The 15,253-nt window shown below is 61.0% G+C and carries 10 protein-coding genes, 7 pseudogenes and 1 other annotated feature; of the genes and pseudogenes, 12 read left to right on the top strand and 5 right to left on the bottom strand.

Going from position 1 to position 15,253, the window contains the following annotated elements; genetic code table 11:
• Genes trbL through IVB07_RS32795 form a run of 5 tightly spaced genes read left to right on the top strand, consistent with a single transcriptional unit; the run spans position 1 to position 4,390 of the window.
• Positions 1 to 1,236 carry a P-type conjugative transfer protein TrbL gene (trbL, locus tag IVB07_RS32815; protein WP_247289299.1) on the top strand — a complete coding sequence of 412 codons (1,236 nt, stop codon included), beginning with the start codon at positions 1 to 3 and terminating at the stop codon, positions 1,234 to 1,236.
• 47 nt (positions 1,237 to 1,283) lie between these two features.
• Positions 1,284 to 1,964 carry a conjugal transfer protein TrbF gene (trbF, locus tag IVB07_RS32810; RefSeq protein ID WP_247767315.1) on the top strand — a complete coding sequence of 227 codons (681 nt, stop codon included), beginning with the start codon at positions 1,284 to 1,286 and terminating at the stop codon, positions 1,962 to 1,964.
• Position 1,965: 1 nt separating this feature from the next.
• Positions 1,966 to 2,940, top strand: a complete 975-nt coding sequence (gene trbG, locus IVB07_RS32805) for a P-type conjugative transfer protein TrbG (protein WP_247767313.1) — start codon at positions 1,966 to 1,968, stop codon at positions 2,938 to 2,940.
• Complete coding sequence (locus IVB07_RS32800; protein WP_247289306.1) at positions 2,937 to 4,142, top strand: TrbI/VirB10 family protein; 1,206 nt, start codon at positions 2,937 to 2,939, stop codon at positions 4,140 to 4,142. The genes trbG and IVB07_RS32800 overlap by 4 nt, the downstream gene beginning before the upstream one ends.
• A gap of 5 nt (positions 4,143 to 4,147) precedes the next feature.
• Complete coding sequence (locus tag IVB07_RS32795) at positions 4,148 to 4,390, top strand: DUF2274 domain-containing protein (RefSeq protein WP_247289307.1); 243 nt, start codon at positions 4,148 to 4,150, stop codon at positions 4,388 to 4,390.
• Here the strand turns inward: IVB07_RS32795 and IVB07_RS32790 are convergent.
• Positions 4,363 to 4,646 (bottom strand): annotated as a pseudogene (locus IVB07_RS32790) (LysR family transcriptional regulator); the annotation flags it as partial. The gene IVB07_RS32795 and the pseudogene IVB07_RS32790 sit on opposite strands and share 28 nt — an antisense overlap.
• On the bottom strand, positions 4,571 to 4,852 hold the full coding sequence (locus IVB07_RS32785) for an autoinducer binding domain-containing protein (protein ID WP_247767831.1): 282 nt from the start codon (positions 4,850 to 4,852) through the stop codon (positions 4,571 to 4,573). The pseudogene IVB07_RS32790 and the gene IVB07_RS32785, both read right to left, overlap by 76 nt.
• A 549-nt stretch (positions 4,853 to 5,401) precedes the next feature.
• On the opposite strand from IVB07_RS32785, the gene ald reads away from it, so the two are divergent.
• Positions 5,402 to 6,514 (top strand): alanine dehydrogenase, encoded by a 1,113-nt coding sequence (gene ald, locus IVB07_RS32780; RefSeq protein WP_247289311.1) that lies wholly within the window; start codon positions 5,402 to 5,404, stop codon positions 6,512 to 6,514.
• 226 nt (positions 6,515 to 6,740) lie between these two features.
• On the opposite strand, the pseudogene IVB07_RS32775 reads toward ald, so the two are convergent.
• Positions 6,741 to 7,498, bottom strand: a pseudogene (locus IVB07_RS32775) (MFS transporter); the annotation flags it as partial.
• 31 nt (positions 7,499 to 7,529) lie between these two features.
• Positions 7,530 to 8,474: pseudogene (locus tag IVB07_RS40840) on the bottom strand (aldehyde dehydrogenase family protein); the annotation flags it as partial.
• A gap of 130 nt (positions 8,475 to 8,604) precedes the next feature.
• Here IVB07_RS40840 and istA point away from each other — a divergent pair.
• The 3 genes from istA (at position 8,605) to IVB07_RS32750 (ending at position 12,213) form a co-directional block, all read left to right on the top strand.
• Entirely contained in the window at positions 8,605 to 10,146 is a 1,542-nt protein-coding gene (gene istA / locus IVB07_RS32760; RefSeq protein WP_247294116.1) for an IS21 family transposase, read from the top strand.
• Between the two features lie 19 nt (positions 10,147 to 10,165).
• A complete protein-coding gene (gene istB, locus IVB07_RS32755) occupies positions 10,166 to 10,927 on the top strand; it encodes an IS21-like element helper ATPase IstB (RefSeq protein WP_027515747.1) in 762 nt (253 codons plus the stop codon).
• A 713-nt stretch (positions 10,928 to 11,640) separates the two neighbouring features.
• Entirely contained in the window at positions 11,641 to 12,213 is a 573-nt protein-coding gene (locus tag IVB07_RS32750) for a hypothetical protein (RefSeq protein ID WP_247767284.1), read from the top strand.
• 184 nt (positions 12,214 to 12,397) lie between these two features.
• Here IVB07_RS32750 and groEL read toward each other — a convergent pair.
• Positions 12,398 to 12,578 (bottom strand): annotated as a pseudogene (groEL, locus tag IVB07_RS32745) (chaperonin GroEL); the annotation flags it as partial.
• Positions 12,579 to 12,597: 19 nt separating this feature from the next.
• On the opposite strand from groEL, the pseudogene IVB07_RS32740 reads away from it, so the two are divergent.
• The 3 pseudogenes from IVB07_RS32740 to IVB07_RS32730 form a co-directional block, all read left to right on the top strand.
• A pseudogene (locus IVB07_RS32740) lies at positions 12,598 to 12,839 on the top strand (cysteine desulfurase NifS); the annotation flags it as partial.
• Positions 12,836 to 13,029, top strand: a pseudogene (nifT, locus tag IVB07_RS32735) (putative nitrogen fixation protein NifT); the annotation flags it as partial. The pseudogenes IVB07_RS32740 and nifT, both read left to right, overlap by 4 nt.
• 552 nt (positions 13,030 to 13,581) lie before the next feature.
• Positions 13,582 to 14,600, top strand: a pseudogene (locus IVB07_RS32730) (IS3 family transposase); the annotation flags it as partial.
• Positions 13,653 to 13,769 (top strand) — a sequence feature (AL1L pseudoknot). (Overlaps the previous pseudogene by 117 nt.)
• Positions 14,601 to 15,253 lie beyond the last annotated feature (653 nt).

The raw sequence follows: 15,253 nt of genomic DNA, 5'->3' as shown, positions 1-15,253 counted from the left end.
ATGGGTGGTACCTCCGTCATCGATCAATTCCTGGAAACCTTCACCCGCTACATCGATTCCGGGTTTGGCCTCGTCGGAGGCGAAGTGGGGTATCTCGCCACGACGCTGGCGGCGATCGACCTCACGCTCGCGGGCCTGTTCTGGTCCTTTGGCACTGATGAGGAGATTCTTGCCCGGCTCGTCAAGAAGACATTGTTTGTCGGCGTCTTTGCCTATCTGATCAGCAATTGGAACAGCCTTGCGCGCATCGTCTTCGAGAGCTTTGCAGGCCTTGGGCTAAAAGCGTCAGGCACAAGCCTGTCGTCGACAGATTTTCTGCGGCCGGGCCGGATCGCCCAAGTTGGCCTTGATGCCGGCCGACCCATCCTCGACTCGATCTCGGGGCTCATGGGTTACGTCAGCTTCTTCGAGAATTTCGTGCAGATCGTGGTCCTGCTGTTCGCCTGGATCGTGGTGCTGTTGGCCTTCTTTATTCTCGCGATCCAGCTTTTCGTCACGCTTGTCGAGTTCAAACTGACGACACTTGCCGGCTTCGTGCTGATCCCCTTTGGCCTCTTCGGCAAGACGGCCTTTGCGGCCGAGCGAGTGCTGGGCAACGTAATCTCTTCCGGCGTCAAGGTCCTGGTCCTGGCCGTCATTGTCGGCATCGGATCGACCTTCTTCTCGCAGTTCACGGCAGGCTTCGGCGGCAACCAGCCGACCATCGAGAATGCGATGGCGCTGGTGCTCGGTGCGCTCACACTTCTGGGGCTCGGGATTTTCGGGCCCGGTATTGCCAACGGCATCGTCTCCGGAGGTCCGCAGCTTGGCGCCGGAAGCGCTGTCGGGACAGGCCTCGCCGCCGGTGGCGTTGTTGCGGCTGGCGCAGGTCTCGCCGCCGGCGCGGCCGGTCTCGCCGGCGGCGCGATTGCTGGCGCGGCACGTGGAGGCAGCGCGATTGCAAATGGTACGATGAGCGTGTCGCGGGCGGGGAGCATGTCCGGCGCAGAGGCAAGTGCGTCAGGTGCGGCTAGTCCTTTACGTTCGGTCGCCACTGGTCTTGGCGGAGCGCCGAACCATGCCGGTCGTGAAGAGGGGGACTCTTCCGCCGCTGGGTCCGACGCGCCCCCTTGGGTTCGTCGGATGAAGCGAGCGCAGACGATCAGCCATGGCGCATCAGCGGCTACCCAGGCGATCCGTTCCGGCGATCACGGCGTGGGCGGCGGATCTGTCGACCTCTCGCAACAAGACCGCTGACGCTTCACATCGACCATTTCCATTCCTGAGCATCTTGAGGTCAAACAATGTTCAAACGATCGGCCGTTCACTATGGCCGCATGCCGGAGCCTGTCACTCCGTATCAACGCGCCGCCCAGGTCTGGGATGATCGCATTGGGTCTGCGCGCGTCCAGGCCAAAAACTGGCGCCTGATGGCGTTTGGCTCCCTCTTCTTGTCCGGCTGTTTTGCCGCCGCTCTGGTCTGGCAATCCGCACACGGGACGATCACGCCGTGGGTGGTTGAGGTCGACCAATTGGGGGAAGCCAAGACTGTCGCTCCGGCAAATGCCAGCTACCAACCGACCGACCCCCAAGTCGCTTTTCACCTGGCGCGATTCGTCGAGCATGTGCGTGGTCTGCCGATGGACGCCATCGTGCTCCGCGAAAACTGGCTGCGCGCCTACGATTTCACGACGGATCGCGGTGCCGCGGTGCTCAACGATTATGCCCGCAACAACGAACCATTCGCCAAGCTCGGCAAAACGCAAGTCGCGATCGAAGTGTCTAGCGTCATCCGGGCCTCCCCTGAGAGCTTTCGCCTGGCCTGGATCGAGCGGCGCTATGAGAACGGTCAGCTTGCCGCAACGGAGCGGTGGAGCGCGATCCTCACCATCGTCGTGGAAATGCCTCGCGATCTGGATCGCCTACGCAAAAATCCCCTCGGCATCTACGTCAACGCGATCAACTGGTCAAAGGAGCTCGGCTAACATGCCATCAGGTCTCGTTATTGTGTCACGAAAAGCGCGGCCGTGCTTGCCTCTGGCTCTTCTGGTCTGTGTCTCGATGCTCGGCGGCTGCACGACCTTCAGGCCGCCGCAAATCAGCTACGACAACGAGCTCCCGCCGGCAACGGACTTGCCGGCGCTTGCCGATGATCGCCCGCGACCGCTGCATGTGCCGCCGGCCTGGAAGGCTGCACGAGGCGGCAACAGCGCGGAGCCCAAGGAGCCTGTCAAGCGCATCGAAACCGCAAATGACGCTGCACGCGTGCAGCCTCGCAAAGCCGGCTACTACAATGCGGTGCAAGTGTTTTCCTATAGTCCGGGCGCGCTCTACCAGATCTATGCCGCGCCGGGGCAAATTACGGACATTGCCCTCGAGCCCGGTGAGCAGCTGATCGGCTCAGGACCGGTCGCCGCAGGCGATACCGTCCGCTGGGTGGTCGGCGACACCGAGAGTGGCAGCGGCGACACCCGCCGCGTTCACATCATGGTCAAGCCCACCCGTCCCTCGATCGAGACCAACCTCGTCGTCAATACTGATCGCCGTACTTACCTGATCGAGCTTCGCGCCAAAGAAAAGCCCTATATGCCCTCGGTCGCCTGGTTCTATCCGGCGGATCGTGGCGGGCGAACGCGAGCTCTACCGCCGGCACCCTTTATTCCGGACCTGCCGGCGCGCCGGTACCGTTACGCGATCGAGGGCGACAGCCCGCCGTGGCGTCCCGTCAACGCTTATGATGACGGCCGCAAAACCTATGTCGAATTCTCCTCCGGCGTCAGTCAGGGCGAGATGCCGCCGCTTTTCGTGATCGGGCCCGACGGTAAAGCCGAGATCGTCAACTACCGCGCTTACGGAAATGTGCTGATTGTTGACCGGCTGTTCGCGGCCGCCGAGCTGAGGCTCGGCGAGGAGCACCAGCAGAAGGTCAGGATCGTGCGAACCGACGGGAGGTCGCTTTGAACGATAGTGACCAGGCGATCGATGAACCAAACGAACCACCTCGGGCCAGGCCACCGGAAGAGATCGCCGAAGCGCTCCGGCTTCGGCCGGATCCTCCGCAAGTTGCGCGCCTCTCGCGAAAGGTCCTGATAGGCGTCAGCGCTTCTGTGCTCGTGCTGGTCACCGGCGCGGTGCTCTGGGCGCTGCAGGAGAAACGGTCTCATACTTCAGCGCCTGAGGAGCTTTACGCCACCGACCACCACAATATCGCCGATCAGCTCGCGACCTTACCAAAGGATTACACCGAGATCCCGAAGGACGTGCCGCGTCTAGGGCCGCCCTTGCCGGGCGATCTCGGCCGGCCGATCGTCGCAGCACAGGGGTCTTCGACATCCAGCTCCCTCGGCATCGATGCCGAACAGCAGCGTCTCAGCCAGGAGAGCGAGGCGGCACGGATCAGCAAGGTATTTGCCAGCACCAATGTCCGGCCACAGGTCCCTGCCACCTCATCGAGCGAAGCTCGTTCATCCGCCGCGCCATCATCCGACGAAGCATTTGCTCAAAATGGCCAAGACCGAAAGCTTGCGTTCGTCAGTGCAACGGTCGATCGTCGGACGACAAGCTCCGATCGCCTTGTGAGGCCCGCTTCGCCTTTTGTCGTTCAGGCCGGAACGGTCATTCCGGCCGCGCTGATCACAGGAATCCGCTCCGACCTGCCTGGCCAGATCACAGCCCAAGTCACAGAAGCGGTGTACGATTCTCCTACCGGGCGAGCTCGCCTTATCCCCCAGGGAGCAAGGCTGATCGGGAGCTACGATAGCCAGGTCGCATTTGGACAGTCGCGCGTGCTCCTGGTGTGGACGCGCCTTATCATGCCGAATGGGAGGTCGATTGTTTTGGAACGGCAGCCCGGCGCAGATGCGGCAGGTTACTCTGGTCTTGAGGACGAAGTCGACAATCATTGGAAGGAATTGTTGGGGGCCGCCGCTCTTTCGACGCTGCTTTCCGTCGGCACGGAGGTGAATTCCGGGGCGGATAGCGGCAATACCAACAGCGATCTCATTGCCGCGCTCCGCCGTGGAGCTGGGGAATCGATCAATCAAGCGGGCCAGCAGATAGTCCGCCGCAATCTCAACATTCAGCCAACTTTGACGATCCGTCCGGGATTTCCGGTGCGGGTGATCGTCAACCGTGACCTGGTGCTCGAACCGTATAGGGGGTGAGAACGATGCCCAAGTTAAAGCTCGGCGCAATCCACGACGACAAGCCGATCAAGATTACGCATGAACTGCCCGCGAGCGTGCACAGGGATCTCGTGGCATATGCCGAGATCCTTGCGCAGGAGACCGCTCAGCCGATCGGCGATCCAGCTAAGCTTATCGCGCCCATGCTGGCCCGGTTCATGGCAGCCGACAGGAGCTTCCGGAAAGCGCGCCACGCGCGTCAGCGACCACTCGAAGGCGATGGGTAGCGCTCAGAGACCAACTTCAGGAATTCGTGCAGCGCCGGGTTTCATTGTCGGCGCGCCAATAGGCAGAAAGCTCGAATCGGCTCGCACCCGCGCCATCGCGCAGCTCCCGGTAAACAAGGCCGGCAAAATTTGCGCCTATGTCGGCCTCGAACACGAGGCTGATTCCTGTGTTCATGCTGATCAGGCTTTTGATGATGCCGCGATTGACGTCGTGGCGCCAGATTTTTGGGCGGACCTCAGCTTGGAGCTTGGAAACGCAGAAGATCTTCGAGCTCGTTCAGTTGCAAAGCTCAGCGCGGCGATTACGCACCTGTCATCGAGGATAGCGAATGTAAACCCGCAGCGGATTCCAAATTTGTCGGCTTCTTCGAACAGAGCGCGTTCAGGCTTCGGCCGATTTCGCACTTCAAATCCGGGCCCCGATCGGAAGAGCTTAGGCTGGCGCATTGCCCGACGTACCACCGGATCGACGGAGTCGTAGCCGCGCTGCAGATGGATGACGGTCCAGGAGGGGGATATGTCGAGATCAGGTTGCAAGCACTGCCCGGCTCGCGGGAGGAGCGAGATATGCGAAGCACGATAGTTTGAGCGCAGCGGCGACCCAAGCCATGCTCTGCTGAGCTGCGTCTCGATGCGTACTTTCGATCAATCGTTCAGCAGACCTTTGAAAAACCCGATCCATCCTTTGATGAACCAACGGGCCTCCATCGCAAGCGCTACTCGTGTTAGCGAATCGAGCATCGTTGCGAATGAGGCAAAACAACGAAGAAGTCGATCCAATCCGGCGTAGATCAATCCTGATCAGGAGTGTTTGGTTTGGCTGCCGGGGCCGCATCAGGTCTCGCCACCCTGTGGTAGCATCCCTGCCATCTCGGCGGTCTTCGGTCGCCTGTTCGAAATCCTGCAAGCAGGCGGAGAAGATCGCCGGATTACTGCGCTATTTGGCCTCTCGCCCCGCAGGTTTGTAACGCTCTTCCGATTACAACGAGCTGCTCACCATGGAGATTGCAAATGAAGGTCGGTGTTCCCAAGGAAATCAAGACGCACGAGTACCGCGTCGGCCTGACGCCTGGGGCCGTCCGCGAATACGTGGCCGCTGGCCACAGCGTATTGCTCGAGACGAACGCCGGCGCCGGGATTGGCGCGACAGATGAGATTTACCGAAAAGCTGGAGCGACGATTGCGGCCTCTGCTCGCGAGGTGTTCGCGTCGAGCGAAATGATCGTGAAAGTCAAGGAGCCACAGCCCTCCGAATGGACGCAGCTGCGAGAAAACCAGATCCTCTTCACTTATCTGCATTTGGCTCCGGATCCGGAGCAGGCGAAGGGCCTTATCAAGTCTGGCTGCACCGCAATTGCCTATGAAACTGTGACTGACGCGAACGGCGGCCTTCCACTGCTTGCCCCTATGAGCGAGGTTGCGGGACGACTTGCGATCGAGGCCGCGGGCGCCGCGCTGAAGAGGTACGCCGGCGGACGGGGACTGCTGATTGCCGGGGTACCGGGCGTGCCACCCGCTCGCATCGTGGTGATCGGCGGGGGCGTTGTCGGCACTCACGCTGCAAGGATGGCGGCAGGCTTAGGCGCTGAGGTCACAATCCTCGACCGTTCGATTCCCAGGCTTCGCGAACTGGATGAGCAGTTCCAAGGGCGAGTACGGACCAGATTCTCGACGATCGAGGCCGTTGAAGAAGAGGTATTTGCGGCAGATGTTGTCATTGGCGCCGTTCTCGTTCCTGGCGCGAGCGCGCCGAAACTGGTCAGCCGAGGTATGTTGAGCTCGATGCGCAAAGGCTCCGTGATCGTGGACGTGGCGATCGATCAGGGCGGATGTTTCGAGACATCGCGGGCGACGACACATGCCGATCCAACCTATGAGGTGGATGGCGTGATCCATTATTGCGTTGCAAACATGCCCGGAGCTGTGCCGCTCACCTCAAGCCAGGCACTCAACAACGCTACGCTACCTTTTGGTGTGGCTCTCGCAAGTAAAGGATTTGCAGCTGTGCTCGAAGATCCGCATCTGCGCGCTGGCCTAAATGTCTATCGGGGCCGGCTAACCTATAAGGCTGTCGCCGAGAGTCTCGGGCTTCCCTTCTCGCCGATCGAACAGGCTGCGGCCTGATCCCAGAGGCTCTGCTGGGACATTCTCTCGCAGACTTGGGCCACTCATCAGAGTGGCCCCTTTTTTGTGCCGAGTATCAGCCACAGCTTGGAGGTGGAAGTCCTCTAGGCAACTTGCGACGGCGAGGGGCTCGCGAAGCGCAAGCGCGTCAACACGCCCGGGGCTTTTTGAATGGGGGGCACGGAAGGGACGACTGCTAGTGCCTGTGCGCACTTCCAACCCGCAGCTAGAGCTCACTCGCGGCGCGGTCGGGCACATCATCCTTCCAGCGTACCGATCCAAACGGCGCTCCAGCATACGGACGGAGACGCACGGGCTCAGGCCCGATATGGAAAGCCGTGGCCTTGCATCTAATGCGCGCTCCGAGCGTGTCCAGCGGTTGCGTTGGCGCAAATAATCGAGCCATGTCGGGCAGTGATAGCGCTCGGTCCACAGCTCGGGGTCGGCGATATCACGCCCAATCGACCAGCCATAGGCGCCGTTGCGTTGCCGATAGAGCTGCACATTCTGCATAACGTTGTGGAAGGCGCGCGCATTTTCCGAAGCCACGCGATATTCGAGCTCAATCACCAGCGGGCCGCTCCGGTATGTCAGCGGAAGCCGCACCTTAGGATCGCAAGCATTTCGGCGTCCTCCCCGCGCTCGGTGATGGCCGGCATGCGCAGCCAGCGTCCTAGCAGCGGCAAGAGCAGCATCAATCCGGCAGAGGCGAGCAGCGTGATGTCCACACCGATGGCATCGGTGAGGCGACCCCAGCCCCAACTGCCAAGTGCGAGGCCTCCAGAGAACGCAGCCTGCCAAGCTGCAACGGATCGGCCCGCAACCCAGCGCGGGGCCGAAAGCTGCACGTCAATGTTGAACAGCGTCACGTCCATACGCCCGCAAAAACAGAGCTGCGGCTGTCAAGCCCGAATTATGACTGAGCACCATCGCCGCGATCGCGCCGCTCATGGACAGTGTGCAGGCACGAACCGCATCTTCGCCGATCTCTATGCCGCGACCTTGGTCGAGAGCTTCTGACGAATTCCTCATAGATGCTTGCCTGTGCGTAGAGGCGATTGGCGCAGACGCAGGTCTGGTCCATGTTGCGGTATTTGGAGACGATGGCGCCCTCGATGGCGGCATCGATATGGGGGCCTCGAACTCCACGAAAGGCGCCAGCTCGAGGCCGAGCTTCTTCAGGCCGATGCAGGCCCGACCGTAGAGGATCTTGCCGACCTCCGTCGAGCCGGTGAGGCCGACAAAGCGCGCGGCCGCGTGCACGCACAAAACCTCGCCGATCGTCCCGAATCTCCGGCGATGACGTTGAAGACACTCTTGGGCACGCCTGCCTTCTCAGCGAGGGCTGCGAGCGCAACCGCCGAGAGCTGCGTCTGACTGCCTGGCTTCAGCACCACGGTGCACCTGCGGCGAGCGCCGCCCTACCTCGCGGGTGATCATCGAGTTGGGGAAGTTCCAGGGCCTGTGGCGCCGCAGACGCCAATCGGTGGCGTGATCGCAAGCAGCCTTGCATCCGGGCGCGGCGATAGAATCGTTTCGCCATAGATGCGGCGCGCCTCTGCGGCGTACAACTCGGCATAGGCGCCCCGGTATCGAGTTCGCCTAGCGCCTCAGAGAGCGGTTTGCCCTGCTTGGAGGTCAGGATTAGCGCGAGATTCTCGCGATTTGCGACCATCAATTCGTACCACGCGCAGGGTGTTGGAACGTTGCTTGGCTGTGAGCTTAGGCCATGCAGGGAGCGCTCGTTCAGCAGCCTCCACGGCTCTCGAGCCGTCGGCTGAGAGCTGCGGCAGTTTGGCGAGCCAAATGCCGATCGCCAGATTGTTTTTACCGCAGGGCCAGGTGAGCCAACTCAGGCGCCATCAATGTAGCAGGTCTCCCGCCGAAGTGACAGGTCCTTCAGACGCTGCGGAATCCGGGGCAAAGCGGCCACCGATTCCGACGGAAGGCGGCCACCGATTCCGATCGAAAGCGGCCACCCGATCCGAACGAATGCGGCCACCCTGTTGATAGGGTGAGACGGGGGGCGTTGTCGGCAATCTGAACGGGGCAAGGTCCCTCCTTTTGCGGTTGACGCAATGGGAGGTCCGATGCCCGCCGAGAGATTGCCGATGCGGAAGATTCGAGAAGTTCTACGCCTGAAGTATGCTTGTGGGGTGAGCGATCGGGTGATCTCCCGATCGGTCGGGATCGGTCGCACGGCGATCGCGGAGTATGTCCGCCGGGCCGCGGTGATCGGCATCACCTGGCCGATCCCGGAGGAGCTCGACGACACAGCCCTGGAGCGCAAGCTGTTTGCGCCAGCCGGCTACAACCCGCCACGATCGAAGCCGCTTCCGGATTGGGGGCATGTCCATGCCGAGTTGCGCCGCCGCAGCGTAACGCTGGCACTGCTGTGGGAGGAATACCGCGGCCATCATCCCGACGGCTACGGCTACAGCCGGTTCTGCGACCTCTACGTCGAATGGCGCCACGGCATCACGGCGACCATGCGGCAGACCCACGCGGCCGGCGAAAAGCTGTTCGTGGACTTCGCCGGCGATACCATGCCGGTGTTCGACGGGCTCACCGGGGAGGTGCGCGCCGCCAAGATCTTCGTCGCGGTCATGGGAGCGTCGAATTACACCTTTGCCCAAGCCCGGTTCAGCGAGGCGCTGCCCGACTGGATCGGCGCCCATGTGGATGCGCTCACCTTCCTGGGCGGGGTGCCGAAGGCGCTCGTCTGCGACAATCTGAAGGCCGGGGTGACGGTGGTGAGCCGCTACGAGCCAGGCGTCAACCGGACCTACCAAGATCTTGCCGCCCATTACGGCACCACCATTATGCCGGCGCGGCCCCGCAAGCCGCGCGACAAGGCCAAGGTGGAGGCGGCGGTTCTTATCGTCCAGCGATGGATTTTGGCGCGGCTGCGCAACCGGCGCTTCTTCTCGCTCGCCGAGTTGAATGTTGCGATCCGCATCCTGGTCGACCAACTCAACGCCCGCCTGATGCGCAAGCTCGGTGCCAGCCGCCGCGAGTTCTTCGACACCATCGATCGTCCGGCCCTGATGCCGCTGCCGGCCGAGGCCTATCAGTACGCCGAATGGCGTCGTGCCCGTGTGGCGCCGGATTACCATGTCGAAGTTCAGGGACACTTCTACTCGGTGCCATCCCGCATGATCCGCCAGGTTGTCGAGGTTCGGGCCACCGAAGCCACCATCGAGGTGTTCCATCGCGGCACCCGCATCGCCAGCCATGCACGCTCGGGGGTGAAGCGCCGCCACACCACGATCCCCGAGCACATGCCGAGCGCGCATCGCCGATACGCCTTCTGGACGCCGGCGCGTCTGCTGGCCGCCGCTGAGAAAGTCGGTCCGTCCACAATCGCGCTGTGCGAGGCGATCATGCGGACAAAGCCGCATCCCGAGCAGGGCTTCCGATCCTGTCTCGGCATCCTGCGGTTGGAAAAGACCTATGGGACGCAACGTCTCGAAGCCGCTTGCCGCCGCGGGATCAGCATCGGCTCAGCGAGCTATCGGTCGATTGCCTCGATCCTCAAGACCGGCCTGGACAAGTCCTTCCTTCCCGACACCACCCCCGACGCCGATCCCATCCAGCACGGTAACATCCGTGGCCGCGGCTACTACCACTGACCAGCAACAAGGAGGCATTATGCTCAGCAATCATACCCACGAACGTCTCGCCGCTCTCGGGCTCGCCGGAATGGCCAAGGCCTTCGATGATCAGCAACGCCAACCGGACGTCACCGCGCTGACCTTCGAGCAGCGCCTCGGCCTGATGATCGATCGCGAAGCAACTGAGCGAGAGAACAAAAGGCTCATCGTACGCCTGAAGTTTGCCTCGCTACGGCAGGCCGCAATCGTCGAAGATGTCGATCTGCGCGCTCCGCGCGGCATCGACCGCGCCTTCTTTGCCAAGCTCGTCGATGGCGATTGGATCGGCCGCAAGCAAAATTTGCTCATCACCGGGCCGACCGGCGTCGGCAAGAGCTGGATCGCCTGCGCGCTCGGTCACAAGGCATGCCGCGATAATCGATCGGTCTTGTACCATCGCCTGCCAAGGCTGTTCGAAGCTCTTGCGCTCGCCCGCGGCGACGGACGCTATGCGCGGCTCCTCAAGACGTTATCGAGGGTCGATTTGCTCATCCTCGACGACTGGGGCCTCGCTCCGATTACCGGCGAGCAGCGTCGCGATCTCCTCGAAGTCGTCGACGATCGTCACCAGCGCGGATCGACCATCATCACCAGCCAGGTACCGATCGAAAATTGGCATGAGATCATCGCCGACCCGACCATCGCCGACGCCGTCCTCGACCGCCTCGTCCACAACGCTCACCGCCTCATCCTCAAAGGAGACAGCATGCGGAAAATAACTGCCCAACGCGCCAATCTTGACGCCGCGAAGAAAACCTGACCCAACTCCTCATGCCGGCAACGACACCCCGGCCGCCTTCGTCGGAACAGGTGGCCGCCTTCGATCGGAATGCATGGTCGCGTTCAATCGGAATCTCTGGCCGCAATCCCCGGAATCCGCAAGACGCTAGCGAAGAAGGACGAGCCTTGCGTGGATTGTGCGGCGGTGGTCGGGGTCGCCTTGCTCCTGCAGGTCTTCAAATCCGAGCAATCAGGTCTTCGTCGACCGCGAAAAAAGGCCGCGCGAGATACCGCGCGGCCGAGTCAGGGAGGAAACGCCCCGAAGGGCACTGAATAGGAGCTCGGCAAGTAAATGAACTCACCGCGAACTCCAATCTTGCACGAAGCGATCGTTAGATCGTGCAAGCGGATATCGGATACTCATTTACCTGAGAGGATTGGAGGCGTTCGTAGCGATATCTTGCAGTTTTTGTGCGCAGATTTCGCCAACTTCGCAGCACTTGCTATCTTGCAAGCGCTTCTCGCGAGAACATTCGAACTTGCGTACTGTTCATTGAGAGCATCGAACACTCGCTCGTGTACGCGTCCGGTCCCGTTGATGGTTTCAGGATTTACGGAAATCAATCTAAATTAGTCAGCGCTCGTGACGAGCGGCAGAGAAATGTTGAGCGCGGCGATCCAGCAGGATAGCTGCGCGTCGCGACAGTGCGAACCAGCATCGGGCGCCTCCGGACAAGTCATTTGAGGGGCAACATGCGCAAAGTTGCGATCGGAATTCGTGGAGATCATCACCGCGTCGCGGATTGCGCGTTGGGCTACGCGAACAGCTGGCACCGCCGGGGATTTCAAGCGCCATTGTCACAGGCGCAATCTGCGCTGTCGCCATGCTCTACGGGAGCGTGGCGCAACGTGAGTCGAATGCCAGCAACGAATTCAAAGATCATGTTATACCGTTGTCACAGACCTTCTTGGAATCTGGGCAAATTGCAACCCTCCCTGCGGTCTGTCATCAATCTCTACGCAGCGGGCTTCCAGAACGTGGTCTCGGCCCGACGAAGCCTTGGCTTCAGCGAGATTGAGGAGTTGGGCAAGTTACGAATAGCCGTCCGCGCAGTTGAGCATCGGGTGAGCGAGCTCAATCAGCCTCAGCGCCCAATATTGATGCTGAAGATGCGTTGCCACGACCATGAATTGATGTTGCGCGGCGAGGACAAACTCATCGCGATGAAAATCGTAAAAAGAGCGCCTCCGGGGCTGGATTCCATCACGGAGGTGGTTCCTCGGCACCAGCGTGGCGGAGCGAGAGCATCACAACTATCGTTGTGAGGAGGACACGGCCGCGACGTCTCGGGCATCAAAGAACAACGGCAACTGTGGTGAAGTTCATAGTCTTGGAATCAGCTAGTAGTTCATTTTAAAGTGTCAGCGTGCTTCCTCGTGCTACTTCTTTGCTCCTTGCGGAGTCGCCAAGTGTTGGACGCAACGACCACTGCGCTTTTGCGTGCTGTTCGTCCGAGGTGGTCTCCTCGGTCTGAGCCTGATCTGGGCCACGCGTCCCAATGTCAGCCTTCTTGCCGGCGCCATTGACGATGGTGGTGTTCTCCTTGCCGATCATCACCCTTCTTGGTGCGACCGAGCATGTTGAGCGTGACGTTCTTCAGTTTAACGCCGAGATCTTCCGAGATCGCTTGGCGAAAGAAACGCAATTTCCACCATCTAAATCGTGCGGGCATTGCCGCTTCGCTCGGATCAGCCTGCGGATCCTGCTCAATCGCGCCATCGCATGTCCTGCACGGCGCGCTGCGCTTGTCCCTGCCGCGTGAGACAACCCTCCAGAGGTCGACCAGGTCGTCTCCGTATTGGCAAACATTGTGGCTCACCTGCGCGCCAACTCGCGGGAGCATGCTAAACCACACAAGTATGCATCGCGGTCGAGAAAATTGGCCTCATGAAACTCTTGAGTCGCCGCTCTCTTGATGCGGGCCTTTCGCAAGAAAGATCTCGAAGAGCCGATCGCGGAATCCGAGTATGAAACGCTCCGGGGCGATTGGAATCAGAATGGCCATTAGCTGGATGCTCGATCTGCCTGAGATGGCGAGCGACACGCCGCTCCCGATCACAATGAATGCCAAAACGCGCGGGAAGACAGGGGGACCGATGAACGCGCTCCCGCGAATTGAAATTTGTCAACGCAGTCGACGCGAAGGCGATTCCTACTGATCTTGGGGTGAGGATGAGAGCTCAGCATTGTTCCGTATCTCGGACCTGACCTCGCCGAGTTGATCGGACCAGATATGCCAATGACACAGGAGGCCTTCTGCCTTCTCCAGCAAAGTTGCACTATCGCGCGAGGCCAAAGGCAACGTCTCGGATGTCGAGAGCGACACACATCGCTCCACCGTGACGGCATTGACGGTCCAGGCGTTCGTGCGCGGGTGGAGCCGACACCACTGCATCATCATCTAGCATCCTTACCACGGCCTGTGATAGTCGACTCTTGGTACGACGGCGCGATGCGGACGGCTCTCCGGTACACGCGACGGATGGCGTGAGGTGAAGGTATCGCGCGCTCCGGCATCCACGTCGATTGCTGGTATCCAATTTACGATCCGGCAGGCCAAGAGGTTGATCATGCCTCGGCGGCCCCATTGGCCTACTGTGCTGCGCAACACGCACGGCAGCGTGCTGCCGGTCAAGAGCTTGAAGGCGCTCGAACGAGAGAACCGCGAGCTTCGGCAGGCCAATGAGATTCTGCGCAAGGCAAGCGCCTATTTTGCGATGGCGGAGCTCGACCGCCGGTCCAAGCCATGATCGCCTTTATCGAGGATCATCGTGGGGCGCATGGGGTCGAGCCGATCTGCAAGGTGCTGCCGATCGCCCCCTCGACCTATCACTCCCATGTGGCCAAGCGGCGAGATCCCGCCAGGCTGTCGGCGCGCGCCCGGCAGGATGCTGCGCTGAAGATCGAGGTCCGGCGCGTCTTCTATCAGAACTTCGGCGTGTACGGCGTGCGCAAGGTCTGGCGGCAGCTCAAGCGTGAAGGGTTCGATGTTGCCCGTTGTACAGTGACGCGACTGATGCGGGACATGGGCCTACAAGGGGTCATCCGCGGCAAGCCCGTCAAGACCACGATCAGCGACAAGGCCGCGCCATGCCCGCTGGATCACGTCAACCGCCAGTTCAAGGCGCCGAGGCCGAACGTCCTCTGGCTCTCCGACTTCACCTATGTCGCGACCTGGACCGGCTTCGTCTACGTCGCCTTCGTCATCGACGCCTATGCCCGCAGGATCGTGGGCTGGCGAGCCTCGCGCACGGCGCATGCAGGCTTCGTGCTCGATGCGCTGGAGCAGGCATTGCATGATCGACGGCCGGTCCATCGTGGCGGGCTCGTGCATCATAGCGATAGGGGCAGCCAATACGTATCCATTAAGTACACCGAGCGCCTGGCCGAAGCCGGCGTGGAGCCCTCCGTCGGCAGCGTCGGAGACTCCTATGACAATGCTCTCGCCGAAACGATCAATGGACTTTACAAGGCGGAGGTGATCCATCGGCGCGGACCATGGCGCAGCTTCGAGGCCGTCGAGTTCGCGACGCTGGAATGGGTGGACTGGTTCAACAACCGAAGGCTCCTCGAGCCCATCGGCAACATCCCGCCGGCCGAAGCCGAGCAACGCTACTACGCCATGATGGAACACCCCGCCATGGCGGCATAACTTAAACCAAGTGGCCTCCGGCAAACCCGGGACGGTTCACTAATTACTGACGCTGGATTATGTTGAGGTTCTGACTGAAATCGGCATCCAGACACCAGTTCCCGACCTCATCAAGGAAAGGCGGAACGGATGCAGGTTCCTCCCTCTTCTTCGGCTGTCTCTTCACTGATCTGCTTTTGCTATTTATGCCCGGCAGATCACCAAACGCTCGGCTGACGTCCATCACGCGATCGTCGATCCGCAAGCACTCTCACGCAACGAACTCTGCTTTCTGGTCGAGCAACACCTGACACTGGTCGCGATATGGCCCGCACGCGATAGAGATGTTGAGCGCCAAGTAGCGGCGCAAAGTGGTCTTCTCGCCGCGGTCCGCTAGTAGGAAGAGATCGCATCGCAAGCGACCGGTGCGTGTTGGGAGATCTCACGCGAGCTCAATGAGAACCCAACGGCCATCTCCGTCACAATTGCGACGCCTGTCGCATTTCCGACGTGTGAACTGTCGCTGACGCGTGCACAACTGTGCGGACCAAGTCTAGCTAACTCGTTCATACGGCGGGAATGCCATCGCCATCCGAGATGGCACGCGAGTTGCTAACTCTCGTTCTGTGGCCGCTCAGGCTGATCGCCATGGGCACACTTGGTAGAGAATTGAA

Source organism: Bradyrhizobium sp. 172, from assembly GCF_023101065.1.
Lineage (GTDB): Bacteria > Pseudomonadota > Alphaproteobacteria > Rhizobiales > Xanthobacteraceae > Bradyrhizobium > Bradyrhizobium canariense_D.
Note: the sequence above shows the minus strand (reverse complement) of the source record. Positions and strands in the feature narration are given on the sequence as shown.